Below are 24,600 nucleotides of genomic sequence, written 5' to 3' on the forward strand. Positions count from 1 at the left end.
AATCAATGGGGTAGTACATGGAGCAAGGCACACAACCCCGCAAGATCCTCGTCGTGGACGACGAGCCCTTCGTTCTCAAGGTGCTCGTGCGGCAACTGACTCAGCTCGGCTACGAGGAGATCCTCTCGTACGAGCACGCGCAAGACGCGCTCGCCGTCTTGGAGCGCGGCGATCACAGCGTCGACGTGGTCTTCACCGATCTGCAGATGCCCGGGATGGACGGCGTCGAGTTCTTGCGCCAACTCGTGCAGCGCGGCTACGACGGCCAGGTCGTGCTCATCAGCGGCGAAGATGCGCGCATCCTCAAGAGCGCCGAAAAACTCGCCTATTCGCGCGGTCTGCGCGTACTCGGATCGCTCTCGAAACCCGCGACACGAGAGCAACTGCGGCGGCACCTGCACGGCGCCGAGCGGCCCGAGCCCGCAAGCGAAACACACACACCCTATCCCCCGGAGGAACTGCGCAACGCGATCGCGACAGGCCAAATCGTGACTTGCTATCAACCGCAAGTCGCCTTGGCCACGGGCGAGATCGTGGGAGTCGAAGCGATGATCGGCTGGCAGCATCCGCGCGATGGACTCGTGCCGGCCGATCGGCTGCTTGCCAGCGAGCACTACTACGGGGTGCTCAACGATCTGACGCGCACGATGCTGCCTCGCACGCTCGAACAGGCGGCACGGTGGCAAACCTTGGGCGACGACTTCCGCATCGGCATCAACCTCTCGATGGACGATCTGGCAGCGCTCGATTTCCCAGATTTCATCGTCGACGCCGCCGCGCGAGCGCATTTCCCGCTGTCTCGGCTCGTGCTCGAAATCAACGTCGCACGGATGACACGCGATCGGCTGCTCTCGCTCGATGTATTGACGCGGCTACGCTTGAAGCGCATCAGCCTGCTCATCGACGATTTCGGCGCGGGGCAATCGTCGCTGGCGCATTTACGCGACGTGCCGTTCGACGAGCTGAAGCTCGACGGCGGTTTCGTGCACGGAGCGAGTCGAGACCCGTCGCGCGATGCCATCGTCAAAGCGAGCCTGCTGCTCGCCCGGCAATTGAACATGCGCACCGTCGCGCAAGGCATCGACGATCTCGAGGACTGGACCGTGCTGCGAGACTTGTCCTGCGATGTCGCGCAAGGCAGCTTCGTCGGTGCGCCCATGCCCGGCGAGGCGCTGGCCCAGTGGGCGCTAACGTGGGCGGCGCGGTATGCGGCGCTCGTGCGTTGACGACTCGCCGCAAGCCGCCGCAAGCACGCCCGCCCCTGCCTCGTTCGCGCGCCGCCGCAGCCACCGTCGCAAGCATCGGCTCGGCGATATCGTAGGCAACGACCGAACGCGCGTGCGCAGCGATGGCGAAACTCGCATGGCCGGCGCCGCAGCCGAGGTCGAGCACGTCGTCGTCCGGGCCGTCAAAGCAGACTGTTCGACGACGCGTACCGCTACAATATGACCAGCCCAGTACCGGTACAAGGCAAGCAAATATCCTGGTATCGGATTTACCCGATTCGATTGCGTCCCGCGTTCGCGGGATTCATCCGGTTTGCCTGATTCACCCGATGCACCTGCCTCGCCCGATCTTTCGACTGCCATCATGACCACCGCCGAGTCGTCCCGTCCCCGCGCGAGCGCGCATCGCGCCGATCCGGCGCAGCCCGAGAGCGCTGCGTCGCCCTTGGAGGCGACACCCGCCCGCGCCCTCGGCGAGTTCATCCGCGCGCATCGCGAGCGGCTGACGCCGCAGGCCGTCGGGTTGCCGCCGGGCCCGCGACGCCGCACGCCGGGGCTGCGCCGGGAGGAAGTCGCCCAAATGTGCGGCGTGAGCCCGACCTGGTACACCTGGATCGAACAAGGGCGCCCGGTGTCGGCATCGGCGGACGCCCTCGCCCGCATCGCCGTCGCGCTGCACCTGTCTCGCGCCGAGCGCGCGTACCTGTTCGAGCTGGCCGGCGAGCGCGACCCGGCCGAACCGACGCTGGCCTCGAACGATGCGCCTTCGGCGCTGATCGCGACGGTGGGCCTCGTCGACGCACCCGCCTATGTCCTCGATCGTCAATGGAACGCGCTCGCGTGGAACGCCCATGCGGCCGAACTGTTCGTCGGCTGGCTCGATGGGCCGCCCGATCCGGCGCGCGAGCGCAACTTGCTGCGCTTTACGTTCACCGAGGCGGCCGCGCGCACGCTCATCGTCGATTGGGAGACGCGCGCGCGCCGCCTGGTGGCTGAATTCCGCGCCGATTCGATCCGTCATCTGAGCGATGGCCCGACGCGCGCGCTCATCGACGCGCTCAGCGCCGAAAGCGAAGATTTCGTACGCTTTTGGGCGTCGCAGGACGTTGGCGAGCGCGAAGGCGGCACGCGCGCGTTCGATCACCCACGGCAGGGGCGCGTCGTCTACGACCAAATCACGCTGCGGCCCGCCCACCGCGAAGATTTGCTGCTCGTCGTGCTCATCCGTGCTTGAACCGCGCAGCGGCACCATCGGTGAAAGCCGATCAGTCGTCTGCCGAAACCCGCGCAGGCGGTAAGATAGCGCCCAATATCCACGACGGCCCGCAACGCCGCCCTATGACCACCTTACCGAACGAACCGACACCGCCCGTGCTTGCGGCCCTGCTCGCGCGCGTCGCCACGCAGGACGCCGGCGCGCTGCGCACGCTCTACGACCTCGCGGGCGCGAAACTGTTTGGCGTCGCGCTGCGTATATTGGTGAAGCGGGAGTGGGCGGAGGAAGCGTTGCAGGAATCGTTTGTCAATATCTGGCGCCATGCCGGCGATTACCGCGAGGCGCTCGCGGCTCCCATGACTTGGATGGCCGCGATCGTGCGAAATCGCGCGCTCGACTGCCTGCGTCGGCAAAAAGCCGTCGCATCGGACGGCTCGGCGCTCCTGACGGAATGGAGCGACACGCTCGACGAAGTCATCGCCGGCGACGAGCGCGATCCGGCCGATTCGGCGCTTTTGTCCGAACAAGCAAAGCAGCTTGCGATCTGCTTGTCGCGCCTCGACGCGAGCCAGCGGCAGGCCGTCGCCCTCGCCTACTTGCGCGACCAAAGCCACAGCGAGATCGCCGAGCAACTGTCGGTGCCGCTCGGGACGGTCAAGTCGTGGGTGCGGCGCGGGCTCGAAAAACTGAAGATTTGCATGGGGGGCAAGTAACATGAACTTGCACCGAAATCCTGATCTGATCGATCGTCTAGCCGGCGAATACGCGCTCGGCGTGCTGCGCGGCGGCGCGCGCAAGCGCTTCGAGGCGCTCGCACGGCAAGACAGCCGTGTACGCGAGGCTATCGAAAGCTGGCAGGCGCGCGTCGGCGCGATGACCGAACTCGCGCCGAGCATCGCGCCGCCGGCAAGCGCCTGGGGAGGCATCGAGAGCAGGCTCGGCTTCGGCGCCGCGTGGCATGCCGCGCCGGCTTCGGCGCAGCCGGCCGTGCGCCCGGCTCCTTCTATTCCCACCCAAACCCGAGCGCGCTGGTTCGAGTCGCTTGCATTCTGGCGCGGCTGGTCGATCGGCGCCACGGGCCTCGCGTTCGCGGCGGCGATCGCCTTGGCCGTCACGCTGCGGCCGTTCGCGCCCGCTGGCGCGCCGGCCGTGCAAACCGCGCAAAACGCTCAGGCAACGCCGCAAAGCGGCGCGAAGATCGAGCGCGTGGCATACGTTGCGGCGCTCGTGCCGCCCGATCAGCCGAAGAGCCCGACGATGGCGTTCGTCATGTGGGACGACAAGAACGCCATGGTGAGCGTGCACCGGATGACCGGCGGCGACGCGCCGCCGCCCGGCAAGAGCGAACAGCTCTGGGGCGTGATGAGCGACGGCAAGATGGTCTCGCTCGGGATGCTGCCGGCCGGCGAAGTCGTCGCCATGAAAGTGCACGGCATGAACGTCTACGCGAAGCTGGCCGTCTCGGTGGAGCCGATGGGCGGCTCGCGCCGCGCGGACGGTCCGACCGGTCCGGTCGTCTGCGAGGGCGCGCTGATGGCGACGGCTTAGCGCCGAGACGGCAAGCGCCGGCGGCTGGGTCGCCAGTACCCGCGGGCGCGTCGACGCGCCTTTACGCGCTGCTGCGGCAAGCCGCCCGGGCGGCGGTGATAAAATCGGCGGTTCCTTAGCCGCTTCGGCCTACCCTCTCACCGCCCATCATCATGACGTCTCAACTGCACAAAAAAGGCGAAGCCTGGTCGGCTCGCTTCTCGGAGCCGATGTCGGAGCTCGTCAAGCGCTACACGTCGTCGGTGTTCTTCGACAAGCGCATGGCCCTCGTCGACATCGAAGGCTCGCTCGCGCATGCGAAGATGCTGGCCGCGCAAAAGATCATCGGCGGCGACGATCTCGCTGCCATCGAGCGCGGCATGGCGCAAATCAAAGGTGAAATCGAGCGCGGCGAATTCGTCTGGCAGCTCGATCTCGAAGACGTCCATCTGAATATCGAAGCGCGCCTGACGGCGCTGATCGGCGATGCGGGCAAGCGCCTGCACACGGGCCGCTCGCGCAACGACCAAGTCGCCACCGACATTCGTCTCTGGCTGCGCGGAGAAATCGACCGCATCGACGATCTGGTCAAGGATTTGCGCACGGCCCTCGTCGATCTGGCCGAGCAGCACGCCGAAACGATCCTGCCCGGCTTCACGCACCTGCAGGTCGCGCAGCCCGTCACGTTCGGCCATCACCTGCTCGCTTACGTCGAGATGTTCGGCCGCGATGCCGAGCGCCTGCGCGATTGCCGCACGCGCGTCAATCGCCTGCCGCTGGGCGCGGCGGCGCTGGCCGGCACGACCTACCCGATCGATCGTCACGCGGTGGCGAAGACGCTGGGCTTCGACGGCATCTGCGCGAACTCGCTCGACGCCGTGTCCGACCGCGACTTCGCGATCGAATTCACGGCGGCAGCCGCGCTCGTCATGACGCACGTCTCGCGTTTTTCGGAGGAACTCGTGCTGTGGATGAGCCCGCGCGTGGGCTTCATCGATCTGGCCGACCGCTTCTGCACGGGGTCGTCGATCATGCCGCAGAAGAAGAACCCCGACGTGCCCGAACTCGCGCGCGGCAAGACGGGGCGCGTGAATGGCCACCTGATGGCGCTGCTGACGCTGATGAAGGGCCAGCCGCTCGCCTACAACAAGGACAATCAGGAAGACAAGGAACCGCTGTTCGATACGGTCGATACCGTGGCCGACACGCTGCGGATCTTCGCCGAAATGGTGGCCGGCATCACCGTGAAGCCCGAGGCGATGCGGGCGGCGGCGCTGCAAGGGTTTTCGACGGCGACGGATCTGGCCGACTATTTGGTCAAGCGAGGCCTGCCGTTCCGCGATGCACACGAGGCCGTGGCGCATGCGGTGCGTATCTGCGTCGATCGCGGCTGCGATCTGGCCGATTTGACGCTCGACGAGATGCGCGGCGAACTGCCGAACGTGGCGCATCTGATCGGCGAGGACGTCTTCAGCTACTTGACGCTGGAAGGTTCGGTCGCGAGCCGAAACCATCCGGGCGGGACGGCACCCGAGCAGGTGCGCGCCGCCATTGAAGCCGTACGTAAGACGCTATAAAAGCGCGGGGCGCGGCGATGTTTTTTTGAACCGCCGCGCCTGATCTTTCGCCGCATTGCCGCTCCATCGTGGCCCCCCAAAGATGTCGCAGGGAAAGTCGCGGCCGCAAGCCCCTATCTCTTCATTCCGTCCGAAAAATCCTCGTCAATAAAACTGAGGAACCCCAAGCAGCCTACCATCGCCGGAATTGCGCCGAAGAATTCGGCAAGGAGGCTACGCTTTGGACATCCATATTCCGCCGCACGGCGTGCAATATCAATCGATCACAAATCAAACGACCGAGCCGACGGTTAAATCCAAGGGAAAACTGATCCGGACTGACACGACCACCGTGGAGGTCATCATCAGTGACTCGCGGCCAGCGACGTTTGGATCACAGTTCGGTCATGCCGCGATTATCGTCAATGGCATCGCATACTCGCGAGCGCCCGGTGGATACGATTCAAAAAGAACTTATGTCGAGTACGTTGCAGCCCAGCGGAACATTCGAGACTCAATTGGCTACGTGCTCCGCGTATCTCGCGAGGAGGAAAGAAGAATTAGAACCGAATTGAAGCGCCGCGTGGAAGTAACAAACGGCGACCCCACACGTCACCGATATAGTCTCACGGCAAACAGCTGCTCGTCGAACGTCGTTGATGTACTGCACCTCGTGGGGATCCTTGCCCATGATCCTCGAGGGTTTGGCGTAGTGAGTCCCGCAGACATCGCAGTTGGACTATCTCATTCCAAACGAGTAACAGCGGTTCGATTCTATCGGAGAGTGGGCTCGTGAAAAATCTTCTCTCGGCAATTTCAATCACAATCGGAATTCTGATTTCCGCCTGTTCGACTAAAACCGGTGAGGTATGGGTGGCGGCAGAGGGAACGCCAGTCTATGCATCTGCGAACGATGCGGAAACGAGAGAACTCTTCACCTTATTCGCCGGCGATTCTTGCATTCCGCTGCGGAGTGTCTTTGAGAAGGTGTACCTTCACACCGAAGTCCAGTGCGAGAACGGCCGCGGATGGGTCATCGATCAACAAAATTTCAACATCACATCCGCCAGCTAGTGGGTTGATCTTCCCGAAGTTGAGTTTTCGAGACCCGTTCCACGGCGCGCGCCTTCCTTCTACCGTAAGCGGCTGACAGCTCGCTTCCGCGGGCCTCACCTCAATCGTTCCCCACCGTCTCCGCCAGCCGCTTGATCGTGGCCACACGCTCGCCGATGAGGTCCGCGCGGTCCGCCTCGGTACCGAGCGGCGCGGTCGCATCGAAATACGTCGACCAAGCACGTTGAGCGCGCACGAGCGCCGGCCGCGCACGAACCGGCAGCTTTTCGCGCAGCGAGCGCTCGTAGCGGTGCAAGTCGAATTGCGCGTGCTCGCACGCCGCGTCGACATTGCACGGCCGCATGCGGTCGTCGTGCGCGCGCGCATCGTCGCTTTGTGCGCGCGACAGCGTCGCGGCAGGACTCGAAGCCGTAGGCGCATCCGAGCCGGCGCTCGCCCCGGAAGCCGAGGAAGCCGAACCAGAGGCTGCCGCTGCGCCCGACGCGGCAGAAGCGCCCGACGCGACAGGAGCCGGCGCAGGCGGCGCGAAGCGCGATGCCACATGCCGCACCGCGAGCGCGCGGTCGCGCACCGACTGCAACTGCACGTTCGCTTCGGTAATCGAGTAGGTGCTGCCGCGCGTCGTCTCGAATACGGCGCGCAGCAGCGGCACCTCTTCCTTGCGCCAGGCGAGCCAGTGGTTCTGGCTGTCCATCCAGCCGCGTTTCACATCCTCGGGCGCATGAGCCGCGATCGAACGCATCGCGACGTCGATTGCCGCTTGCCACGCGTCGCGCGCGGCTTCGATGCACTGCACTTGGCCCGGTGTCGACGAACGATCCGACCGCGCCGAACAACTCTGCATCGCCGTGTCGATCGGATCGGCCCGCGCGGCTTCCGCACGTGCGGCGAGCGGCGCGGCCGACAGTGCGACCAGAAGCGCGCAGCGCATGGCCGATGCCGTAACCGCGCCGAAAAGAGCGTTCGACTTCGGCATCGTCAAATCCGTACGCAGTCGACGAAATATTCCGTGCGCCCGTTGACGGTTTCCGCCACGAGACCGTGAATATCCGTATAGAAACCGGGGAAGCGCTCGTTGAATTCGCGCGCGAACCGCAGGTAATTGACGATCGTCTTGTTGAAGCGCTCGCCCGGAATCAGCAGCGGAATTCCCGGCGGATACGGCGTGAGCAGAATACTCGTCACACGCCCCTCGAGTTCGTCGATAGGCACGCGATCGATCTCGCGGTGCGCGAGCTTGGCGAACGCGTCCGACGGCTTCATCGCGGGCTCCATGCTCGACAAGTACATTTCCGTCGTCAGCCGCGCGATGTCGTTCGCCCGGTAGACGCTGTGGATCGCCTGGCACAGATCGCGTAGGCCCATGCGCTCGTAGGCAGGATGCTGCGCAATGAATTCCGGCAGCACGCGCCAGAGCGGCTGGTTCTGGTCGTAATCGTCCTTGAACTGCTGCAGTTCGGTCACCATCGAGTTCCAACGGCCCTTCGTGATGCCGATCGTGAACATGATGAAGAACGAATAGAGGCCCGTTTTTTCGACGATGATGCCGTGCTCGGCCAGGTACTTCGTGACGATCGCGGCCGGAATGCCCGTCTCACCGAAGTCGCCGGCCATATCGAGCCCCGGCGTCACGATCGTCGCCTTGATCGGGTCGAGCATGTTGAAGCCGTCGGCGAGCGGCCCGAAACCGTGCCACGGGTCTTCCGCGCGCAAGATCCAGTCGTCGCGCGAGCCGATGCCTTCGTCGGCGAGCGCCTCGGGGCCCCACACCTGGAAGAACCAGTCATCGCCGTATTCGGCGTCGACCTTGCGCATCGCGCGCCGGAAATCGAGCGCCTCCGCGATCGACTCCTCGACGAGCGCCGTGCCGCCGGGCGGCTCCATCATCGCGGCCGCGACGTCGCACGAGGCGATGATCGCGTACTGCGGGCTCGTCGACGTGTGCATCAGGTACGCCTCGTTGAAGCGATGCCGATCGAACACGCCATGTTCCGAGTCCTGCACGACGATCTGCGAGGCCTGCGAAATACCGGCGAGCAGTTTGTGCGTCGAGTGCGTGGCGAACACGAGCGCGCCCGTGCGCGGACGCCCCGCGCCGATCGCATGCATGTCCTGATAAAACGAGTGAAACTCGGCGTGCGGCAGCCACGCTTCGTCGAAGTGCAGCGTGTCGAGGAAGTCGCCCAGCAGCTCCTTGATCATCTCGACGTTGTAGACGACGCCGTCGTACGTGCTCTGGGTGATCGTCAGGATGCGCGGCTTCAGGTTCGGATTCTTTTCCAACGCTTCGCGCGCGAACGGATTCGCCAAGATCTTCTTGCGAATGTTCTCGGGCTTGAATTCGTCGCGCGGGATCGGGCCGATGATGCCGAAGTTGTTGCGCGTCGGCGTAAGGAAGACCGGAATGGCGCCCGTCATCGTGATCGCGTGAAGGATCGACTTGTGGCAATTGCGGTCGACCACGACGATGTCGCCCGGCGCGACCGTCGCGTGCCAGACGATCTTGTTCGAGGTCGAGGTGCCGTTCGTCACGAAAAACAGGTGATCGGCGCTGAAGATACGCGCGGCGTTGCGCTCGGAGGCGGCCACCGGGCCGATGTGATCGAGCAGTTGGCCCAGTTCGTCGACGGCATTGCAGACGTCGGCGCGCAGCATGTTTTCGCCGAAGAACTGGTGGAACATCTGCCCAAGCGGGCTTTTCAGAAACGCGACGCCGCCCGAGTGGCCCGGGCAATGCCACGAGTACGAACCTTCGTCGGCATATTTGACGAGTTCCTTGAAAAACGGAGGCGACAGCGAATCGAGGTAGACCTTCGCCTCGCGCACGATGTGGCGCGCGACGAACTCGGGCGTGTCCTCGAACATGTGGATGAAGCCGTGCAGCTCGCGCAGGATGTCGTTCGGCAGGTGGCGCGAGGTACGCGTTTCGCCGTAGAGGAAGATCGGGATGTCGGCGTTGCGGCGGCGCACTTCGGTGACGAACGCGCGCAATTCGAGAATGGCCGTGGCCAGCTCCGGCAGTTCCCCGTCCGGCCCCGTCTCGCCTAGCATGAGTTCGTCGTCGTCGAGCGACAAAATGAAGCACGACGCACGGCTCGATTGCTGCGCGAACGAAGTCAGGTCGCCGTAGCTCGTCAGGCCGAGCACTTCCACGCCCTCCCCTTCGATCGCTTCCGCGAGCGCGCGGATGCCCGAGCCCGAGATGTTCTCGGAGCGAAAATCTTCGTCGATGATGACGACGGGGAAACGAAACTTCATGGACGAATCTCCAAAAACAAGGACCGCGGGCACGGGTGGTTGCATCCCTCGTGCCAGCGGCCGCCAAAACTGCCTAGTCTCTACGTGCTACGCGTCCGTTCTGTGACGGTGCGCTACGTCTTGGGCAGCGTGACGCCGTGCTGCCCCTGGTATTTCCCGCCTCGGTCGGCGTACGACACCTCGCAAACCTCGTCGCTTTCGAAGAACAGCACCTGCGCGACCCCTTCGTTCGCGTAGATCTTCGCCGGCAGCGGCGTCGTATTCGAGAACTCGAGCGTCACGTAGCCTTCCCATTCGGGCTCGAACGGCGTCACGTTGACGATGATCCCGCACCGGGCGTACGTCGACTTGCCGAGGCAGACGGTCAAGACGTTGCGCGGAATGCGGAAGTACTCGACCGTGCGCGCGAGCGCGAACGAATTCGGCGGAATGATGCAAACGTCGCCCTTGAAATCGACAAACGATTTTTCGTCGAAGTTCTTCGGATCGACGATCGTCGAATTGATGTTCGTGAAGATCTTGAATTCGTCGGCGCAGCGAATGTCGTAGCCGTAGCTCGACGTCCCGAAGCTGACGATCTTGCGGCCGTCATCGCCTCGGCGCACCTGATCGGGCACGAACGGCTCGATCATGTTGTGCTGTCCGGCCATGCGCCGAATCCACTTGTCGGATTTGATGGTCATAAAAAGACGCTGAATAAGCGGATTTACTGGCGGATCGCACCGCACGCGATCGCCGCGCCGACGCTGCGATCGGGAAACTCGGGATCGCCCGGTTCATGCCCGATGAGCACCGAGCGGCCGACGACGGAACGCACGCCGTCGAGCGAAACATCCGTCGCGACGATGAAACCGGCGGCCACCCCCGTCGCGTCCGCGTGGATATTGCCGAGGTCGCCCGCGCGGCGCACGCCGGCTTTGAGCCGATCGGCCGCGGGGGCGAACACGGGGCCCGCGCTCGAACCGTCGGCCGCGTTGCAATCGCCTCGGTCGTGCACCTGCAGCGCGTGGTCGCTATTGGGCGGTAGACCGACCAGGTTGTACGTCACTTGGACGCCGTCCGCGCGCTCGAAGAACGTGACCGTGCCGCGCACCGTATTGCCGACCGTGGGCAATACTTGTGCGTCCGCGCGTTTTTCGTGGGGGCCGAAGAAGGCGGCGCAGCCGCCAAGCGCCGCGCTCGCCAACACCAGGCCGGCGACGACGATGCTCGGGCGACGGGGACGCCGCCCGCCGGTTCTCTCTCTCATGCGATCCTCATGCCGGCGCACGGCGCGCCTTGCGCCGCCGAGCCGGACTCAAGCGAAGGCGACATGATACCGCGACGCGCGACGCACCCGCACGATCGAAGCCGCGCGCCGCGCCCGCGGGGCCTGCGGGCGGCGCCACAAGCACGGGACGGGCCGGTTGGCGGCTCACGTATCCTGGACGACGATGGTGGGGAACTTGGCGCTCATGTCGCGGGCGCGCTCGGCAATACGGATCGCCACCTTGCGCGCGATCGCGCGGTAGGTCTCGGCGATCCGCCCTTGCGGATCGGCCACGACGGTCGGACGGCCGCCGTCCGCCTGTTCGCGGATGCCGATGTCGAGCGGCAGGCTGCCAAGCGCTTCGACGCCGTACTCCTTGGCCATGCGCTCGCCGCCGCCCGCGCCGAAGATGTGCTCGGCGTGTCCGCAGTTCGAGCAGATATGGATGCTCATGTTTTCGACGAGGCCGAGAATCGGCACGCCGACCTTCTCGAACATCTTGAGGCCTTTCTTGGCATCGATGAGCGCGATGTCCTGCGGCGTCGTGACGATGACGGCGCCCGTCAGCGGCACGCGCTGCGAAAGCGTGAGCTGGATGTCGCCCGTGCCGGGAGGCATGTCGACGATCAGATAATCGAGCTCGCTCCAGTTCGTCTGGCGCAGCAGCTGCTCCAGCGCCGACGTGGCCATCGGGCCGCGCCAGACCATCGGATTGTCCTGATCGACGAGAAAGCCGATCGAATTCGCCTCGATGCCGTGCCCCTTCATGGGGTTCATCGATTGCCCGTCAGGCGATTCGGGGCGACCTTCGATGCCGAGCATCATCGGCAGGGACGGGCCGTAAATATCGGCGTCGAGGATGCCGACGGCCGCGCCCTCGCTCGCGAGCGCGAGCGCGAGATTGACGGCGGTGGTGCTTTTGCCGACCCCGCCCTTGCCCGACGCGACGGCCACGATGTTCTTGACCTTCGGCAGCAGCTTCACACCCGGCTGCACCGTGTGCGCGACGATCGACTGCGACACCGTGACCTGGGCGCGTTCGACGCCGGGCACCTGCAACAGCGCTTGCTCGACGAGCGCGCGCACGGCATCGAACTGGCTCTTGGCCGGATAGCCGAGCACGACTTCGGCGGTGACGGCGGCGCCGTCGACGCTGACGTTCCTGACGCCCTTGCCGGTCGTTACCGGCTTGCCCGTGTTGGGATCGGTGACGGCCGCGAGGGCGGCGTCGACCAAGGCCCGATCAATGCTCATCAAATCGACTCCGAGGGGTTGAAGCGCGCGGTGCAACGGTTGCCGGCGAAGCGTGCCGGGAACATTGCCGCAAAGCAAAAAGTTGAAAGAAAGTGTTGCACACCATTGCCAAAAAACGGGTGGCCGGGCAACTTCGCCCAGCGGCAAGCAAAGACGATGCCGCATGAAAGGCCCACAGGCACTATTGTAGTGGCTAGCGGTGGCTCATGCCGCCGCGGGCCGATGCGTCTTTCCAGCTTGCCGGGTTTGCCGCCGCAACGCGCGAGCAACCGCTTTCGAGAGAGGACACCAACATGAACGCAAAAATCGTCACCCGCCTCACCGTATTCGCCATCGCCGGCTCGCTGATCGCCGGCTGCGCGACGCAGCAAGGTAACAACACAGCCGTGGGAACCGGCGTGGGCGCGGCCACCGGCGCCGCGCTCGGCGCGATCTTCGGCGGCGGCAAGGGTGCCGCCATCGGCGCGGGCGTCGGCGCGGTAGCCGGCGCGGCCACCGGCTACAACTGGCAGGCCATCCGCAACAAGTTGTCGGGCGCGTCGAAGGGCACCGGCACGCAAGTCACCGAGCAGCCGGACGGATCGCTCAAGCTGAACATTCCAAGCAACGTGACGTTCGCGACGGACAGCTACCAGATCAACCCGGCGCTTTATCCGACGCTCAACGAATTGTCGGCGCAAATGCAGCAGCACCCGGAACTCGTCGCGCGTATCAACGGCTACACGGATAGCACGGGCAGCGCGCAGTACAACCAAACGCTGTCGCAAAACCGGGCGCAAAGCGTGGCGACCTATTTGAGCCAGCACGGCGTGGCGCCGCAGCGGATGGCCCCGGCGGGCTACGGCCCGGGCAATCCGGTTGCCGACAACAACACCCCCGCCGGCCGCGCCCAAAACCGCCGCGTCGAGATTTATCTGAGCGCGATGGCCCAGAAAGCGCCGGCCCAGTAAGGGGTCGCCGATCGATCGGCGACCTCCGAGGCGGTCGATCGATCATCTCAAAAACAGCGACGGAAGGCGGCAAGAAGGCGCCGGTAAACGAATCGAAAAAATTTTCGAACTCGCCGGCATTTCGCCTGTCTCTATGTACGGTACGTGGCTGGCAATCGCCGCTGCGTCACCATTCTCCTCTTGTCGTTGTTGCTCCGGGGCCAACTGCCCCGGTTTTTTTTGCCTGCTTTCGCGAGCAATTTCGACTTCGTGACCCGTCTTCCGCTTACCGCTTCACGCGTCGGTTCCACTTCAACCTCAAAACTCATCACACACGGAATCAGCGCTCGATGTCATCCGACGGCATAAACCTGTGCGGTCCATGCAAGCCAGAGGACAATGGAGCCGCGTGAAGCCGCACGACTTCGCACCGCCTTGTGAAGCAACTTGAATTTATGACTGATATATCTAACATTTTCTGAATATAACGCAGAAATGTTAGATATGTCATACAAAGAAACCGGTGCATCGAGCGCCCCCCCACTTCTCCTCGCCCCTGACTTCGGAAACGCGTTCCGGCGCGAACGCAAGGCGCAAGGACGCACCCAGCAATGGGTTGCGGAAAAAGCCGGCGTCGCGCGCTTCACGATCACCCAATTGGAGTCGGGGCAGAACGTCGGCCTCCACCATATCTTGGCTGCGCTTACCGCGCTCGGAAAAGGGCTGTCGATCGTATCGGCGCGGCCCGACTACGACCAGATCAAGGAGATTTTCGGTGAGGACGAATAGAGTACGTCAGCTGAGCGTGCGCACGCCGCAGGGCCCGGCTGGCACGCTCACGAAGGAGTCGCGGCACGTCTTCGCCTACGATACGCGCGAGCCCGCGCGGCAAGTTTCGCTCACCATGCCGCTCCGTGCGGAAACCTACGCCGAAACGCCGATGTTGCCCGCCTTTTCGATGAACCGGCCGGAAGGCTTTCTGCTCGAACGAATTCAGCGCGCATTCAAGCATGTTCAGCTTGACGACATGGCGCTGCTGGCGATCACGGGCGGCAATCAAATTGGGCGGCTTCGCTACGACGAACCAGGCAAATCGACGCAGGGCAAGCGGGCGGAAGCGGGCCTGGCAACGTTGCTCAAAACGGGCAGTCAGGCGGGACTTTTCGAACACCTCGTGGAGACCTATCTCGAATCAGGCATTTCGGGCTTTCAACCGAAGGTGATGATTCCCGATGCCGATAAAGTCGTGAACGGCAAGGTCGACGAGAAGATGACGGCGACTACGCCAAGCTTGATCTTGAAAGCGGCAGGCGACGACTATCCGCATCTGCCGGTGAACGAATACTTATGTATGAGTGCCGCGCGCCGAGCCGGCATTCGGGTGCCCCGGTTCTGGCTGTCCGACGACCAAAGCTTGTTCGTGATCGAGCGCTTCGATGTGAGCGGCGACCAGCAGCTCGGTTTCGAAGACATGGCCGTGCTGATGGGGAAGAACCATGTGCAGCCGAACTTCAAGTACAGCAGCAGCTACGAAAAGGTCGCACTTGCAATCGGTATGAACTGCGGCAGCCATTCCGACGAGAGCCTCGCGCGCTTCTTCGAATACTTCGCGCTGTCGGTGATGGTGCGCAACGGCGACGATTAGCGCCGCTTCAGGTTCAGTGCCTTCGGGGCCGGCGCGCGGCAATGCGCGAGCCCCCGGCGATATGCCCCGTGCCTGCTAAAATCGTCGCTTTCCCTCAAGCAGCACACCTTCCTATACGCTCATGACCGTATCCGCCCCTCATTTTGCCGCGCAAGCCGGCACGGGCGCCGCCCGCCGCCGCATTCTCGTGACGTCCGCTTTGCCCTACGCGAACGGACAGATCCACCTCGGCCACATGGTCGAGTTCATCCAGACGGACGTCTGGGTGCGCGCGATGCGAATGCACGGCCATGAGGTCCATTACGTCGGCGCCGACGACACGCACGGCACGCCGATCATGCTGAGCGCCGAAAAGGAAGGCATCACGCCGAAGCAGCTCATCGAGCGCGTCTGCCGCGAGCACACGCGCGACCTCGGCAACTTCCTGATTTCGTTCGACAACTACTATTCGACCGATTCAGAGGAAAACAAGACGCTGTGCGAGACGATCTACGGCAAGCTCGAGCAAGCCGGCCTCATCGACGCGCGCGAGATCGAGCAAGCGTACGACCCCGTCAAGGAGATGTTCCTGCCCGACCGCTTCATCAAGGGCGAGTGCCCGAAATGCGGCGCGAAGGACCAATACGGCGATAGCTGCGAGGTCTGCGGCTCGACCTATCAGCCGACCGACCTCGTCAACCCGTACTCGGCGATTTCGGGCGCGACGCCCGTGCGCCGCAAGTCCACGCACTACTTCTTCAAGCTGTCCGATGCGCGTTGCGAGAATTTCCTGCGCGAGTGGGTCAGCGGTCTCGCGCAGCCCGAGGCGACGAACAAGATGCGCGAATGGCTTGGTGAAGCCGGCGACGCGAAGCTCGGCGATTGGGACATCTCGCGCGATGCACCGTACTTCGGGTTCGAAATCCCCGGCGCGCCCGGCAAGTACTTCTACGTCTGGCTCGATGCGCCGGTCGGGTACTACGCGAGCTTCAAGAACCTCGCGGCCAAGCGCGGCTTCGATTTCGAAGAGTGGATCCAGCCCGGCACGAACACCGAGCAATACCACTTCATCGGCAAGGACATCCTGTATTTCCACACGCTGTTCTGGCCGGCCATGCTCGAATTCGCGGGCTATCGCACGCCGACGAACGTGTTCGCGCATGGCTTCTTGACCGTCGACGGCGCGAAGATGTCCAAATCGCGCGGCACCTTCATCACCGCGAACAGCTTCATCGAGACGGGCCTGAACCCCGAATGGCTGCGCTACTACTTCGCCGCGAAGCTGAACGCGACGATGGAAGACCTCGACCTCAATCTCGATGACTTCCAAGCACGCGTGAACAGCGACGTCGTCGGCAAGTACGTCAACATCGCGAGCCGCGCCGCGGGCTTCCTCATCAAGCGCTTCGAGGGGCGCGTGCAGGACAGCTCGATGCACCATCCGCTGCTCGCGACGCTGCGCGCGGCGATCCCGCAAATCGCGGCGCACTACGAAGCGCGCGAGTACAGCCGCGCCGTGCGCCAAACCATGGAACTCGCCGACGCCGTCAACGGCTACGTCGACACGGCCAAGCCGTGGGACCAGGCGAAGGATCCCGCCAACGCCAGCCTGCTGCACGAGACGGTCAGCGTCAGCCTAGAGGCGTTCCGGCTGCTTTCCATCGCGCTCAAACCGGTGTTGCCGGCCCTGGCCGCCAAGGTCGAGGCATTCCTCGGGGTCGCGCCGCTCGCCTGGGCCGATGCCGATACGCCGCTGTCGTCGGCGCAGCCCATCAACGCCTATCAGCACTTGATGACGCGCATCGACCCCAAGCAGATCGAAGCGCTGATCGAGGCCAACCGCGGTTCGCTGCAGCCGACCGAAACGGGCGCCGCGGCGGCGGGAACGGCGGCAGCGTCGCCGGCGGCAAGCAAAACCAAGCCGAAAACCGCGCCCGCGAGCGACGCGCAAAGCGAAATCATCTCGATCGACGATTTCGCCAAGATCGATTTGCGCATCGCCCTCATCGTCGAGTGCAAGGCCGTCGAAGGCTCGGACAAGCTGCTGCAATTGACGCTCGACGTCGGCGAGGAAAAGACCCGCAACGTCTTTTCGGGGATCAAGTCGGCCTATCGTCCAGAGGATTTGGTCGGCAAACTGACGGTGATGGTCGCGAACCTCGCGCCGCGCAAGATGAAGTTCGGCCTGTCGGAAGGGATGGTGCTGGCTGCGTCGAGCGCCGACGAGAAAGCCGAACCGGGCCTTTACATCCTCGAACCGCACAGCGGCGCGAAGCCCGGCATGCGCGTGCGCTGAGCCGCGCGTATCGGTGTGCCGCCGGTGCTCGGGCTGTCGCGGCCGTGCGTCGTCGGAGCAGCGGGCCGCCCCATGAGCGTCACTTCCGCCATCGGTCGAAGCGCCGCGTGAAGTTGATGTCGACACCCTGGAAGGTTCCTCCGTATAGAAGAACCGACCAGAAACGCGAGAGATTCACGGTCGCCTTGAATGCGTTGCTCGCCGATTGCAGCCCTTGCTCGTAGCCGAGCACGAGCCGGTCGTTGATCGCCTTCGACAACATGACGACCTGCGAATCCGTCAGCCCGACATCGCTGCGGCCGACCGAGAACTCGTCGAGGCCGAATGTCTGCGCCACGCGCTTGCCGGTCGCGCTGCCCAGCAGCGCGAGCGCCGTCGTCATCGAACTTTGCTGGCTCAGGTTGTTGCCCTGGTCGGTCCCGTGACCGAACAGCAGCCATGAAAGCTTCTCGTTGTCGGGCACGTTGGGCTCCGACACGAGCTTGACGATCGGCGAGCGCACCGTCCCCGTCACCTGCACACCGGCTTCCACCTCCTGATTGCGGTGCATCGCAAGAATGTTGACGCCGGGATTGGCCACCGGCCCGTTGAACGTGAAGTAGCCGTTCTCGATTGAGAGCTTGCGGCCGAACGACGTATAGGTCGACCCTTCGGTCACGCGCACGTTGCCGATGGCGCGCAGCGGCTCATTAGGCGCGGACAGCGCCGTCACCGTGCCGCGCAAGCCGAGATCGGCGCCTTGGCCGCGGAAGCGGAAATCGTTGCCGAGGTTGATGTCGACGCTCGCGCGCGGCGCAAAGCGGCCGACGGGTTTGTTCGTCGGCTCCGCCGGCGGCGGCGCGCCATGGACCAAACCGTGGTCGCTGACGATGACGACGTCGTCGGATAGGCGCGGCGCGGGCTGATCAGGCAGGTCGAACCGCGCGTGATCGACCTTGAACTTGCCGTCGATGTCGAGCCCGCCGGCCGCGCCGCCGTTCGCGACCGTCGCGCTGCCCGACAGCGACAGCTGACGGTCGGGCGCGGCGAACAGCTCGAGCTTGTCCGCCACGATCCGCGCCGTCAGATCGGGCTCGTCGCGGTCGAGCCGAATCTGCCCGGTCGCGCGCACCGTGCCGTCGCCGCCATGGAACTCAACGCGCTGCAAGTCGACGAGGTTTTCGGTCAGCGCGACGCGCACGACGCCCTCCTTCAATTGAATACCCTGATCGACGAGCGTCGCCGACAATCCATCGCCGACGAGCGACCCGGACAGCGTTGGTTTCGCTTTCGTGCCGGCCAACACGAGATTCAAGGCGACGTGTCCGTCGAGCACGTAGCTCGGCCCGAACAACCCGCCCGTCGTCTTCAAGGCGGGGACGTCGAACGCGAGCTTGCCCGCGAGCGGCGCGTCGGTGCTCAATGCGAGCAGACCGCCGCGCGCCGGATCGGGCGTCAGCGGCGCGCTGACGTTCGCGTCGAGTGTGCCGATCCGGCTCGCCGCCGCGTGCGCGGTCGCGGCCATGCGCCCACCGGTGAAGTCGATGCTCGTCGACAACGCCGTGATGCCGAACGCCGCAGTGCCGTAGCCCGTCGACAGCGTCGCATCGCCGCTGCGGCGCTCGATGCGCGCGTATCCGCTCGCGGTGCGGCCCAGCGTGAAATCCCAGTCCGCCCCGAGCACGAGATCGCTCGATAGCCGCGATTGCTCCCCCGTCAGCATCTGCCGGATCGCGATGAGGCGCGCCACCGACAAATTCGATGCGCTGCCGGCCGAGCTGATCGCCCCGTGATCGTAGACGAGCGACTTCAAATCGAGCGTCGCGCCTTCGACGGCAAGCCGCGTCGGGCCGAGCGTGGCGCGCTGCCCCCCCGCGGAGACGGCCACCGGCGTTTGCAAGTCGATCGCCGGCATGCCTCGATTCGCCAAGCGCGCGAGCACGCCGTCCCAGCGCGGGCCGTCGCGCGTATCGGTCAACCCGCCCGAGCCCGCGAGCATCATGTCGACGGGCCGCCCGCGCACCGTGCCCTTGGCTTGCGCGTCAAACGTGTGCTTGCCGCGCGTACCCGCGACGTGGGCCGTCAACGTCGCAAGGTCGACGACACCGGCGTGGATGTCGCGCGCCTCCGTCGTGAATTGCAGCGCCCCTTTCGCGCCGTCGTGGATCTCAGCGCTGCCCGTCGCCGCGCCGATGCGATTCGCGCCGACCACCACGGCGCGCGCGTCGTAGCGCAGCGACACGTCGGGGTGGGCGAGCGAGCCGGTCAGATCGCCGTCCGCGAGGATGGTGCCGGCCACGCCGAAGCCGAGACGATCGAGCTGCGGCGCGTCCACGTGAAAGCGCAGGCGGTCGCCCGGTCCCCCGAAGCTGCCGTGCACCTCGACGTCGTTGCCGGCGATCGACAACTTGGCGTCGCTCGGCAACAGCCGCGCGCCGGCCAGCTGAACCGTGCCCGCGCCCGTCAGAGGGAAACCGTCGTAGACGCTGTCGCCGAGTTCGAACCGCAGCTTGGCCGATAGCGGCTGAGCGAGCGTGCCCACGGCACTGAAGCGGCCCGTCACGCGTGCTTCGGGCAACTTGCTCGGCGTGGGCCGCGCCGGCTTTGCCGAGGCTCGGGTATGGGCGGCGGCGCCGGCGCCGGCGCGAGGCGCGGACGGGGCCCCCGATGCCGCGGGACGCGCCGCCGGCAGTTCGGCCGCGACGACGAGCCGCGGATCGAAATTCGTCAGCGTCGCGCTGAGGTCGTAGCTCGAGCGCGCATCGCGCTGTAACGCGCCTTTCAGTTCGAGGCGGCCGTCGCCCGCGTCGACGCGCACGCTCTCCAGTGCAATGCGTCCGCGCTCCAACGCGACGTGGGCCCGCGCGCGCAGGCGCGCCGCCTTGTCGGCCAAATCGAGCGAGAGCGACTGCGTCGCGCCGTCGAGTTCGATGCCGATCGGACCGGCTAGCGAGGTCGGCCGCGCGTAAGGCGTGAGCGTCGCCAGGTCGAGCGCGCTCGCGATCAAGTCCAAACGCCCGCGCCCATGCGCGAACGTGCCCCCGCCCGTCAGCGCGGCGCCATGAACGAGCCGCACGTCGAGGTGCTCGAGCCGCTGCGCGTGCTCGTCGAGACGCACGTCGGCACGCGCTTGGACGAGCGGCAGACGATGCTCGTCGAGTTGTCCGGGTGTTGCATTGACGATCGTGACGGGCCCTTCGACGACCAGCGGCCCGGCGCCCGGCACCGGCGCGAGCGTCGCCGCGAGCGACAGATCGGCCTGCGGCGCGCCGGCGCTGAATAGCCGCGGGTCGACGTGATCGACCGCGATCGTCGCCCGCTCGAGCGGCACGGGCGCGAACGGCGCCGCCTCGATATGCGCGCGGCCGGCCAGCTTCATTCCGCTCGCCGTCACGTCGGCCGCGAGCGATTCCAGCGTGCCCGATACGCGCGCCTGCAGTTCGGCCGGCGTACCGCCCGCCGAGCCCGACGCCGCCAGCGAGCCGGTGAGCGGGAACGGCCGCGCCCCATCGAGCGCAAGCCGCGCCGCCAGCGCCCCGTAGGCTGTGTCGAAGCCGTCGAGCGACAAGGTGTGATGGCGGCCGTCGCTGCGGCCATGCGCGCGCAACCGATCGATTTCGGTCGTCGTCGCGCCGTTGTGCACGAGCAGCCTGTCGACGGCGAGCGAGCGCAGGTCGAGCTGGATCGGCAGGCGCAAATCGGCGGGCAGCCGCATCGGGGTACTGCTCGTCGACGGCGCCAGCCGCGCGTCGATCGTCCCCGCCTCCAGCGCGTCGACGGTGAACCGCCAAGGCGCGCGCGTCAGCGCCCAGCGGCCCGAGAGGCGATCGATGCGGATGTCGGTGGGCGGCGCGCCGGCCGGGCCCGCCGGCTCGTGCCAGCGCACGCCGGCCAAGCGCACGCCGCGCGCGAGCGTGCCGCCTTCGAAGGTGCCCGACAGCCGCGGGGCCGTGGCCGCAACGGCGGCCCGCCATACGAGCCGCGCGCCGGGCTCGGTGGCGATCGCGCCGTAGAGCGCCGCGGCGATCGAAACGAAAATGAACGCCAGCGCGAGCGCCGTCCAGGCGAGCGCGCGCAAGCCGCGCCGCTTGCGACGCGGCGCTTGCGGCTCGCTCGGCGGCGGCGCGCCCGCCCCGCCCGCCCCCGGCGCATCGGCGGCGGAAGCGTGTTCATGCGGCGGTGGCGGCGAATCTTGCGTCATGCGGACCCTATGCGATTCAAGATGTCAGAACGCGATGCCGAGCGTCAAATACGGCCGCACGCTGTGGTTGCGCGTGCCGTAGGCGACATCGACGTTGATCGGACCGACGGGACTGCGCCAGCGCGCGCCGACACCCACGCCCGGATAGAAGACGCGCTCGCCCCAGGTGTCCGTTGCCGCGCCGATGTCGTAGAAAACCGCCGCGCCCCAGTCGTGGCTGAACCAGTGCTGATATTCCGCGGTTGCCGTGGCCAAATACTTCGTCGGCAACACCGATCCGTCGATGTTGTTGCCGATGCTCTGGAACCCGTAGCCGCGCACGGAATTGGAGCCGCCCGCCCGAAACAGCAGCGACGCGGGAATGCCGCTCGAGCCGCCGGTCGTGAAGACACCGCCGAGTTCGGCGCGCACGAGAAACAAATCGCGTTTGAAGAGCGGCACGTATTGCACGCCCCGCGCGTACACGCGGGCGAACGTCTGATCCGTCGCGGCGCCCTTGATGGCGAAGCCCGTTTCGACGTGGACGAGGTTGCCCTTGCGCGGGAACAGCGGGTCGTCCACGTTGCGGCGCGTCCACGACCATTGCGGCACCAGCGCGTGGCTCGTCGTCGGGCCGATCGCGTTTTGATCGAGGCGGTCGGCGTAGTACTGGATCGAATACGTGTAGTCGATGAACTGCGCCGTGCGCGCGCGCTGCACGCCCGCGCGCGCACTGTAGATGCGCGTGCCCGACACTTGCGTGTTCGTATAGGAAGCGAGCGCGCTGTTGACCCAGCCGCGCTGGCCCGGCGGCATCGACAACTGGATCTGGCCGTACTGCTGGATCTGATCGAGCCGGCCCTGCACCGAGAACGGCCAAGCGGCGCCGAACGTGTCGAGGTACGAATACGAGCCCTGCACGTGCGCGCCGGTATCGGTGGCATAGCCGGCGCCGCCGCGCACGTTGTTGTACGGGTACTCGCTCACCTTCACGTGAATCGGCGTGTCGTTCGGCTTCGTCACGTCGCTGTCGACGTCGATGGCCACGCTCGCGTAATACGGCGTGTTCTGCAGTTGCCGCTGCAGCTCGGCAATGCGCTCGGCATCGTAGACCTCGCCGACCGACACGGGATTGACGTTGGTGACGATGCGGCCCGGGTAGCGCTGCACCCCTGAGACGTCGAGCGGCCCGAGCGTGAACGTCGGGCCGCTCGCGAACGCGACGGTCAACGCGGCTTGCCGCGTATGAGGATCGATGCGCGCTTGCGAATGCACGATTTTCGCGCCGAGATAGCGGCGTGCCTGCAGCGCCTTCAGGGCCGCCGCCTTCGCGTCGGTCCATGCGGCCTGCGTGAACGGATCGCCCGTATGCAGGGAAAAGGCGAACCGCGCCGCATTCTCCCGCTTCGGCTCTTCGGTGCCGACGGGGCCGTCGAACGTGAGCTCGACCGACGAGACGATCGTGCGTGGCCCCGGATCGACATGAACGGTGACCGACCGCTTGCCTTTGCGGCCCGCGCGAACGTCGGTGCGCACGACGGGCGAAAAATAGCCGTCGGTCGCGGCCAGGTCCCGCACTTGCTGAGGCGCGGCGGTGACGAGAAAATCGAATTGATCGTCGGTCACGTCGTCTCGCTTGGCGAAGCGGGCGAGATCGAGGTGCTTCTCGAGCAGCTTGCGCATGGCGCGCGGCGCATCGATCGCGATGTCGTACTTGGCGAAAGCGGACATCGAAGCCAGCGCGAGCAGCGCGCCCAGCACGAGCGACGGCCAAACCGGCCGCCCCGCCAGGGCGCCTGAGCGCAGGTGTCGGCCGCGCCGCCCGGCGCGAGACGAAACGATCACGGCTCGCCGCAAATAGAATCTCCCAGCGTTGACGAGTTTGACGAGTGCCCGGCCCGGCCGGCACCGGCGAAAGCGGTCATTTGAACATAACGGTCGCGCGCCGCCCACGAGCGATCCGCGTGCCCGCTTTCGACGCGCGGCAGCGCCCAGTGTTCCGCTCGGGACGGCATGCGCTAAAATCCCACCTTGCACACGGCGCCGCTCATGGCGCTGTTATGTCCCCATTTCCAGGATCACCGAATCATGTATCAGTCGGACATCACGCAGTTCATCAATCAGCTCAAGCAGCAACAGCCGAAGCTCGAGGACGAGCAGCGCCGCGGCCGCGCGCTCCTGTGGGACAAGCAGCCGATCGATCTCGAGGAGCGTTCGGAACAGCAGCAGTCGCGCGTGAAGCAAACGTCGTACGTCTACTACCAGAACTTCTGAACGTGACCGCCGCCGACGAAGGGCATCGCGGGCAGGCGCAGGCGCCCGACGCGGCGCTGACCGCGCCCGCGACCGACTCGACGCCCGACACCGTCGACGGCATCGCGTTCGCGCGCCTGTACGGCGAGCCGCTGTTCAAGCTGCCGCAGGATCTGTACATCCCGCCCGACGCCCTCGAGGTCTTCCTCGAAACGTTCGAAGGTCCGCTCGATCTGCTGCTGTACCTGATCCGCAAGCAGAACTTCAACGTACTCGACATTCCGATGGCGGACGTGACGGCACAGTACCTCGGCTATGTCGAGCAGCTGCGCAAAACGAATCTCGAACTCGCGTCCGAGTATCTGCTGATGGCCGCGATGCTGATCGAGATCAAGTCGCGCATGCTGCTGCCGGTCAAGAAAGCCGATACGGGAGAAGAGCCCGAGGATCCGCGCGCCGAACTGGTGCGGCGCTTGCTCGAATACGAGCGCATGAAGCTCGCGGCGCAGCGGATCGATCAGCTGCCGCAGCTCGGCCGCGACTTTCTGCGCGCCGAGGTCTACATCGAGCAGAGCATGGCGCCGCGGTTCCCCGACGTCGCGATGGACGATCTGCGCGCGGCCTGGGCCGACGTGCTCAAACGCGCCAAGCTCGTGCAGCATCACAAGATCTCGCGCGAAGAGCTTTCGGTGCGCGAGCACATGAGCATGATTCTGCGGCGTTTGCAGAATGTCCGGTTCGTGGAGTTTTCCGAGTTGTTCGACGTCGCGCGAGGCGTGCCCGTCGTCGTCGTGAATTTCATCGCCATGCTTGAACTGGCGCGGGAATCGCTGATCGAAATCACGCAGCCCGAACCGTTCGCTCCGATTTACGTACGGCTCGCGTACTTGCCCGCATAACGGGCGAGCCGCGCGTCAATCCGTTCGTTTTTCGACGGCGCGCCAGGACAGGCCATGTCAAGCGCCGCCGAATCCACTAC

The 24,600-nt window shown here is 65.5% G+C and carries 19 protein-coding genes and 1 pseudogene; 12 read left to right on the forward strand and 8 right to left on the reverse strand.

Annotated features, from left to right (window positions below; all coding sequences use genetic code 11):
* Positions 1–17 precede the first annotated feature (17 nt).
* On the forward strand, positions 18–1,226 hold the full coding sequence (locus DWV00_RS23575; RefSeq protein ID WP_115536021.1) for an EAL domain-containing response regulator: 1,209 nt from the start codon (positions 18–20) through the stop codon (positions 1,224–1,226).
* 37 nt (positions 1,227–1,263) lie between these two features.
* On the opposite strand, the pseudogene DWV00_RS34670 reads toward DWV00_RS23575, so the two are convergent.
* Positions 1,264–1,404, reverse strand: a pseudogene (locus tag DWV00_RS34670) (class I SAM-dependent methyltransferase); the annotation flags it as partial.
* 186 nt (positions 1,405–1,590) lie between these two features.
* Between DWV00_RS34670 and DWV00_RS23585 the strand changes: the two are divergent.
* The 5 genes from DWV00_RS23585 to DWV00_RS23605 all read left to right on the forward strand — a co-directional run bounded on the left by DWV00_RS23585 (position 1,591) and on the right by DWV00_RS23605 (position 6,599).
* A complete protein-coding gene (locus tag DWV00_RS23585) occupies positions 1,591–2,460 on the forward strand; it encodes a helix-turn-helix transcriptional regulator (protein ID WP_115536022.1) in 870 nt (289 codons plus the stop codon).
* Between the two features lie 104 nt (positions 2,461–2,564).
* Positions 2,565–3,155, forward strand: coding sequence for a sigma-70 family RNA polymerase sigma factor (locus DWV00_RS23590; RefSeq protein ID WP_115536023.1), 591 nt, complete (start codon positions 2,565–2,567; stop codon positions 3,153–3,155).
* Position 3,156: 1 nt separating this feature from the next.
* Entirely contained in the window at positions 3,157–3,990 is an 834-nt protein-coding gene (locus DWV00_RS23595) for an anti-sigma factor (protein ID WP_115536024.1), read from the forward strand.
* Positions 3,991–4,142: 152 nt separating this feature from the next.
* Positions 4,143–5,546 (forward strand): argininosuccinate lyase, encoded by a 1,404-nt coding sequence (gene argH, locus DWV00_RS23600; protein ID WP_115536025.1) that lies wholly within the window; start codon positions 4,143–4,145, stop codon positions 5,544–5,546.
* A gap of 771 nt (positions 5,547–6,317) precedes the next feature.
* Positions 6,318–6,599 (forward strand): hypothetical protein, encoded by a 282-nt coding sequence (locus tag DWV00_RS23605; protein WP_147297967.1) that lies wholly within the window; start codon positions 6,318–6,320, stop codon positions 6,597–6,599.
* Positions 6,600–6,699: 100 nt separating this feature from the next.
* Here DWV00_RS23605 and DWV00_RS23610 read toward each other — a convergent pair whose 3' ends face one another.
* The 5 genes from DWV00_RS23610 to apbC form a co-directional block, all read right to left on the reverse strand.
* Entirely contained in the window at positions 6,700–7,575 is an 876-nt protein-coding gene (locus tag DWV00_RS23610) for a lysozyme inhibitor LprI family protein (RefSeq protein WP_245965002.1), read from the reverse strand.
* Between the two features lie 2 nt (positions 7,576–7,577).
* Positions 7,578–9,857 (reverse strand): arginine/lysine/ornithine decarboxylase, encoded by a 2,280-nt coding sequence (locus tag DWV00_RS23615; protein ID WP_115536027.1) that lies wholly within the window; start codon positions 9,855–9,857, stop codon positions 7,578–7,580.
* A 113-nt stretch (positions 9,858–9,970) separates the two neighbouring features.
* Positions 9,971–10,540: a dCTP deaminase gene (gene dcd, locus DWV00_RS23620; protein ID WP_115536028.1), complete on the reverse strand. Its 570-nt coding sequence runs from the start codon at positions 10,538–10,540 to the stop codon at positions 9,971–9,973.
* A gap of 23 nt (positions 10,541–10,563) precedes the next feature.
* Positions 10,564–11,106, reverse strand: coding sequence for a superoxide dismutase family protein (locus tag DWV00_RS23625; RefSeq protein WP_115536080.1), 543 nt, complete (start codon positions 11,104–11,106; stop codon positions 10,564–10,566).
* Positions 11,107–11,271: 165 nt separating this feature from the next.
* Entirely contained in the window at positions 11,272–12,360 is a 1,089-nt protein-coding gene (gene apbC / locus DWV00_RS23630) for an iron-sulfur cluster carrier protein ApbC (RefSeq protein WP_115536081.1), read from the reverse strand.
* A gap of 293 nt (positions 12,361–12,653) precedes the next feature.
* On the opposite strand from apbC, the gene DWV00_RS23635 reads away from it, so the two are divergent.
* The 4 genes from DWV00_RS23635 (at position 12,654) to metG (ending at position 17,209) form a co-directional block, all read left to right on the forward strand.
* Positions 12,654–13,310, forward strand: a complete 657-nt coding sequence (locus DWV00_RS23635) for a YiaD family glycine zipper/OmpA-like lipoprotein (protein WP_115536082.1) — start codon at positions 12,654–12,656, stop codon at positions 13,308–13,310.
* A gap of 483 nt (positions 13,311–13,793) precedes the next feature.
* The gene (locus tag DWV00_RS23640; RefSeq protein ID WP_115536083.1) at positions 13,794–14,078 is read left to right on the forward strand and encodes a helix-turn-helix domain-containing protein; all 285 of its coding nucleotides are present in this window, start codon (positions 13,794–13,796) and stop codon (positions 14,076–14,078) included.
* A complete protein-coding gene (locus tag DWV00_RS23645) occupies positions 14,065–14,934 on the forward strand; it encodes a type II toxin-antitoxin system HipA family toxin (protein WP_181885570.1) in 870 nt (289 codons plus the stop codon). The genes DWV00_RS23640 and DWV00_RS23645 overlap by 14 nt, the downstream gene beginning before the upstream one ends.
* Positions 14,935–15,055: 121 nt before the next feature.
* On the forward strand, positions 15,056–17,209 hold the full coding sequence (metG, locus tag DWV00_RS23650; RefSeq protein WP_115536030.1) for a methionine--tRNA ligase: 2,154 nt from the start codon (positions 15,056–15,058) through the stop codon (positions 17,207–17,209).
* A 79-nt stretch (positions 17,210–17,288) separates the two neighbouring features.
* Here metG and DWV00_RS23655 read toward each other — a convergent pair whose 3' ends face one another.
* Both DWV00_RS23655 and DWV00_RS23660 read right to left on the reverse strand, forming a co-directional pair.
* Positions 17,289–21,389, reverse strand: coding sequence for a translocation/assembly module TamB domain-containing protein (locus DWV00_RS23655; protein ID WP_115536031.1), 4,101 nt, complete (start codon positions 21,387–21,389; stop codon positions 17,289–17,291).
* Between the two features lie 24 nt (positions 21,390–21,413).
* Positions 21,414–23,213, reverse strand: coding sequence for an autotransporter assembly complex protein TamA (locus DWV00_RS23660; RefSeq protein WP_425452818.1), 1,800 nt, complete (start codon positions 23,211–23,213; stop codon positions 21,414–21,416).
* A gap of 240 nt (positions 23,214–23,453) precedes the next feature.
* Between DWV00_RS23660 and DWV00_RS23665 the strand changes: the two genes are divergently transcribed.
* On the forward strand, positions 23,454–23,642 hold the full coding sequence (locus DWV00_RS23665) for a DUF3460 family protein (RefSeq protein WP_181885572.1): 189 nt from the start codon (positions 23,454–23,456) through the stop codon (positions 23,640–23,642).
* A gap of 2 nt (positions 23,643–23,644) precedes the next feature.
* Positions 23,645–24,520 (forward strand): segregation and condensation protein A, encoded by an 876-nt coding sequence (locus DWV00_RS23670; protein WP_115536033.1) that lies wholly within the window; start codon positions 23,645–23,647, stop codon positions 24,518–24,520.
* The last annotated feature ends 80 nt before the right edge of the window (positions 24,521–24,600 follow it).

The organism is Trinickia dinghuensis (assembly GCF_003367175.1).
In the GTDB taxonomy this organism is placed as follows: domain Bacteria; phylum Pseudomonadota; class Gammaproteobacteria; order Burkholderiales; family Burkholderiaceae; genus Trinickia; species Trinickia dinghuensis.

Excerpts from the sequence above, each read along its gene's own strand:
- DWV00_RS23575 (WP_115536021.1), top strand. The coding sequence starts at position 18 with ATGGAGCAAGGCACACAACCCCGCAAGATCCTCGTCGTGGACGACGAG.
- DWV00_RS23585 (WP_115536022.1), top strand. The coding sequence starts at position 1,591 with ATGACCACCGCCGAGTCGTCCCGTCCCCGCGCGAGCGCGCATCGCGCC.
- DWV00_RS23590 (WP_115536023.1), top strand. The coding sequence starts at position 2,565 with ATGACCACCTTACCGAACGAACCGACACCGCCCGTGCTTGCGGCCCTG.
- DWV00_RS23595 (WP_115536024.1), top strand. The coding sequence starts at position 3,157 with ATGAACTTGCACCGAAATCCTGATCTGATCGATCGTCTAGCCGGCGAA.
- argH (WP_115536025.1), top strand. The coding sequence starts at position 4,143 with ATGACGTCTCAACTGCACAAAAAAGGCGAAGCCTGGTCGGCTCGCTTC.
- DWV00_RS23610 (WP_245965002.1), bottom strand. The coding sequence starts at position 7,575 with ATGCCGAAGTCGAACGCTCTTTTCGGCGCGGTTACGGCATCGGCCATG.
- DWV00_RS23615 (WP_115536027.1), bottom strand. The coding sequence starts at position 9,857 with ATGAAGTTTCGTTTCCCCGTCGTCATCATCGACGAAGATTTTCGCTCC.
- dcd (WP_115536028.1), bottom strand. The coding sequence starts at position 10,540 with ATGACCATCAAATCCGACAAGTGGATTCGGCGCATGGCCGGACAGCAC.
- DWV00_RS23625 (WP_115536080.1), bottom strand. The coding sequence starts at position 11,106 with ATGAGAGAGAGAACCGGCGGGCGGCGTCCCCGTCGCCCGAGCATCGTC.
- apbC (WP_115536081.1), bottom strand. The coding sequence starts at position 12,360 with ATGAGCATTGATCGGGCCTTGGTCGACGCCGCCCTCGCGGCCGTCACC.
- DWV00_RS23635 (WP_115536082.1), top strand. The coding sequence starts at position 12,654 with ATGAACGCAAAAATCGTCACCCGCCTCACCGTATTCGCCATCGCCGGC.
- DWV00_RS23640 (WP_115536083.1), top strand. The coding sequence starts at position 13,794 with ATGTCATACAAAGAAACCGGTGCATCGAGCGCCCCCCCACTTCTCCTC.
- metG (WP_115536030.1), top strand. The coding sequence starts at position 15,056 with ATGACCGTATCCGCCCCTCATTTTGCCGCGCAAGCCGGCACGGGCGCC.
- DWV00_RS23655 (WP_115536031.1), bottom strand. The coding sequence starts at position 21,389 with ATGACGCAAGATTCGCCGCCACCGCCGCATGAACACGCTTCCGCCGCC.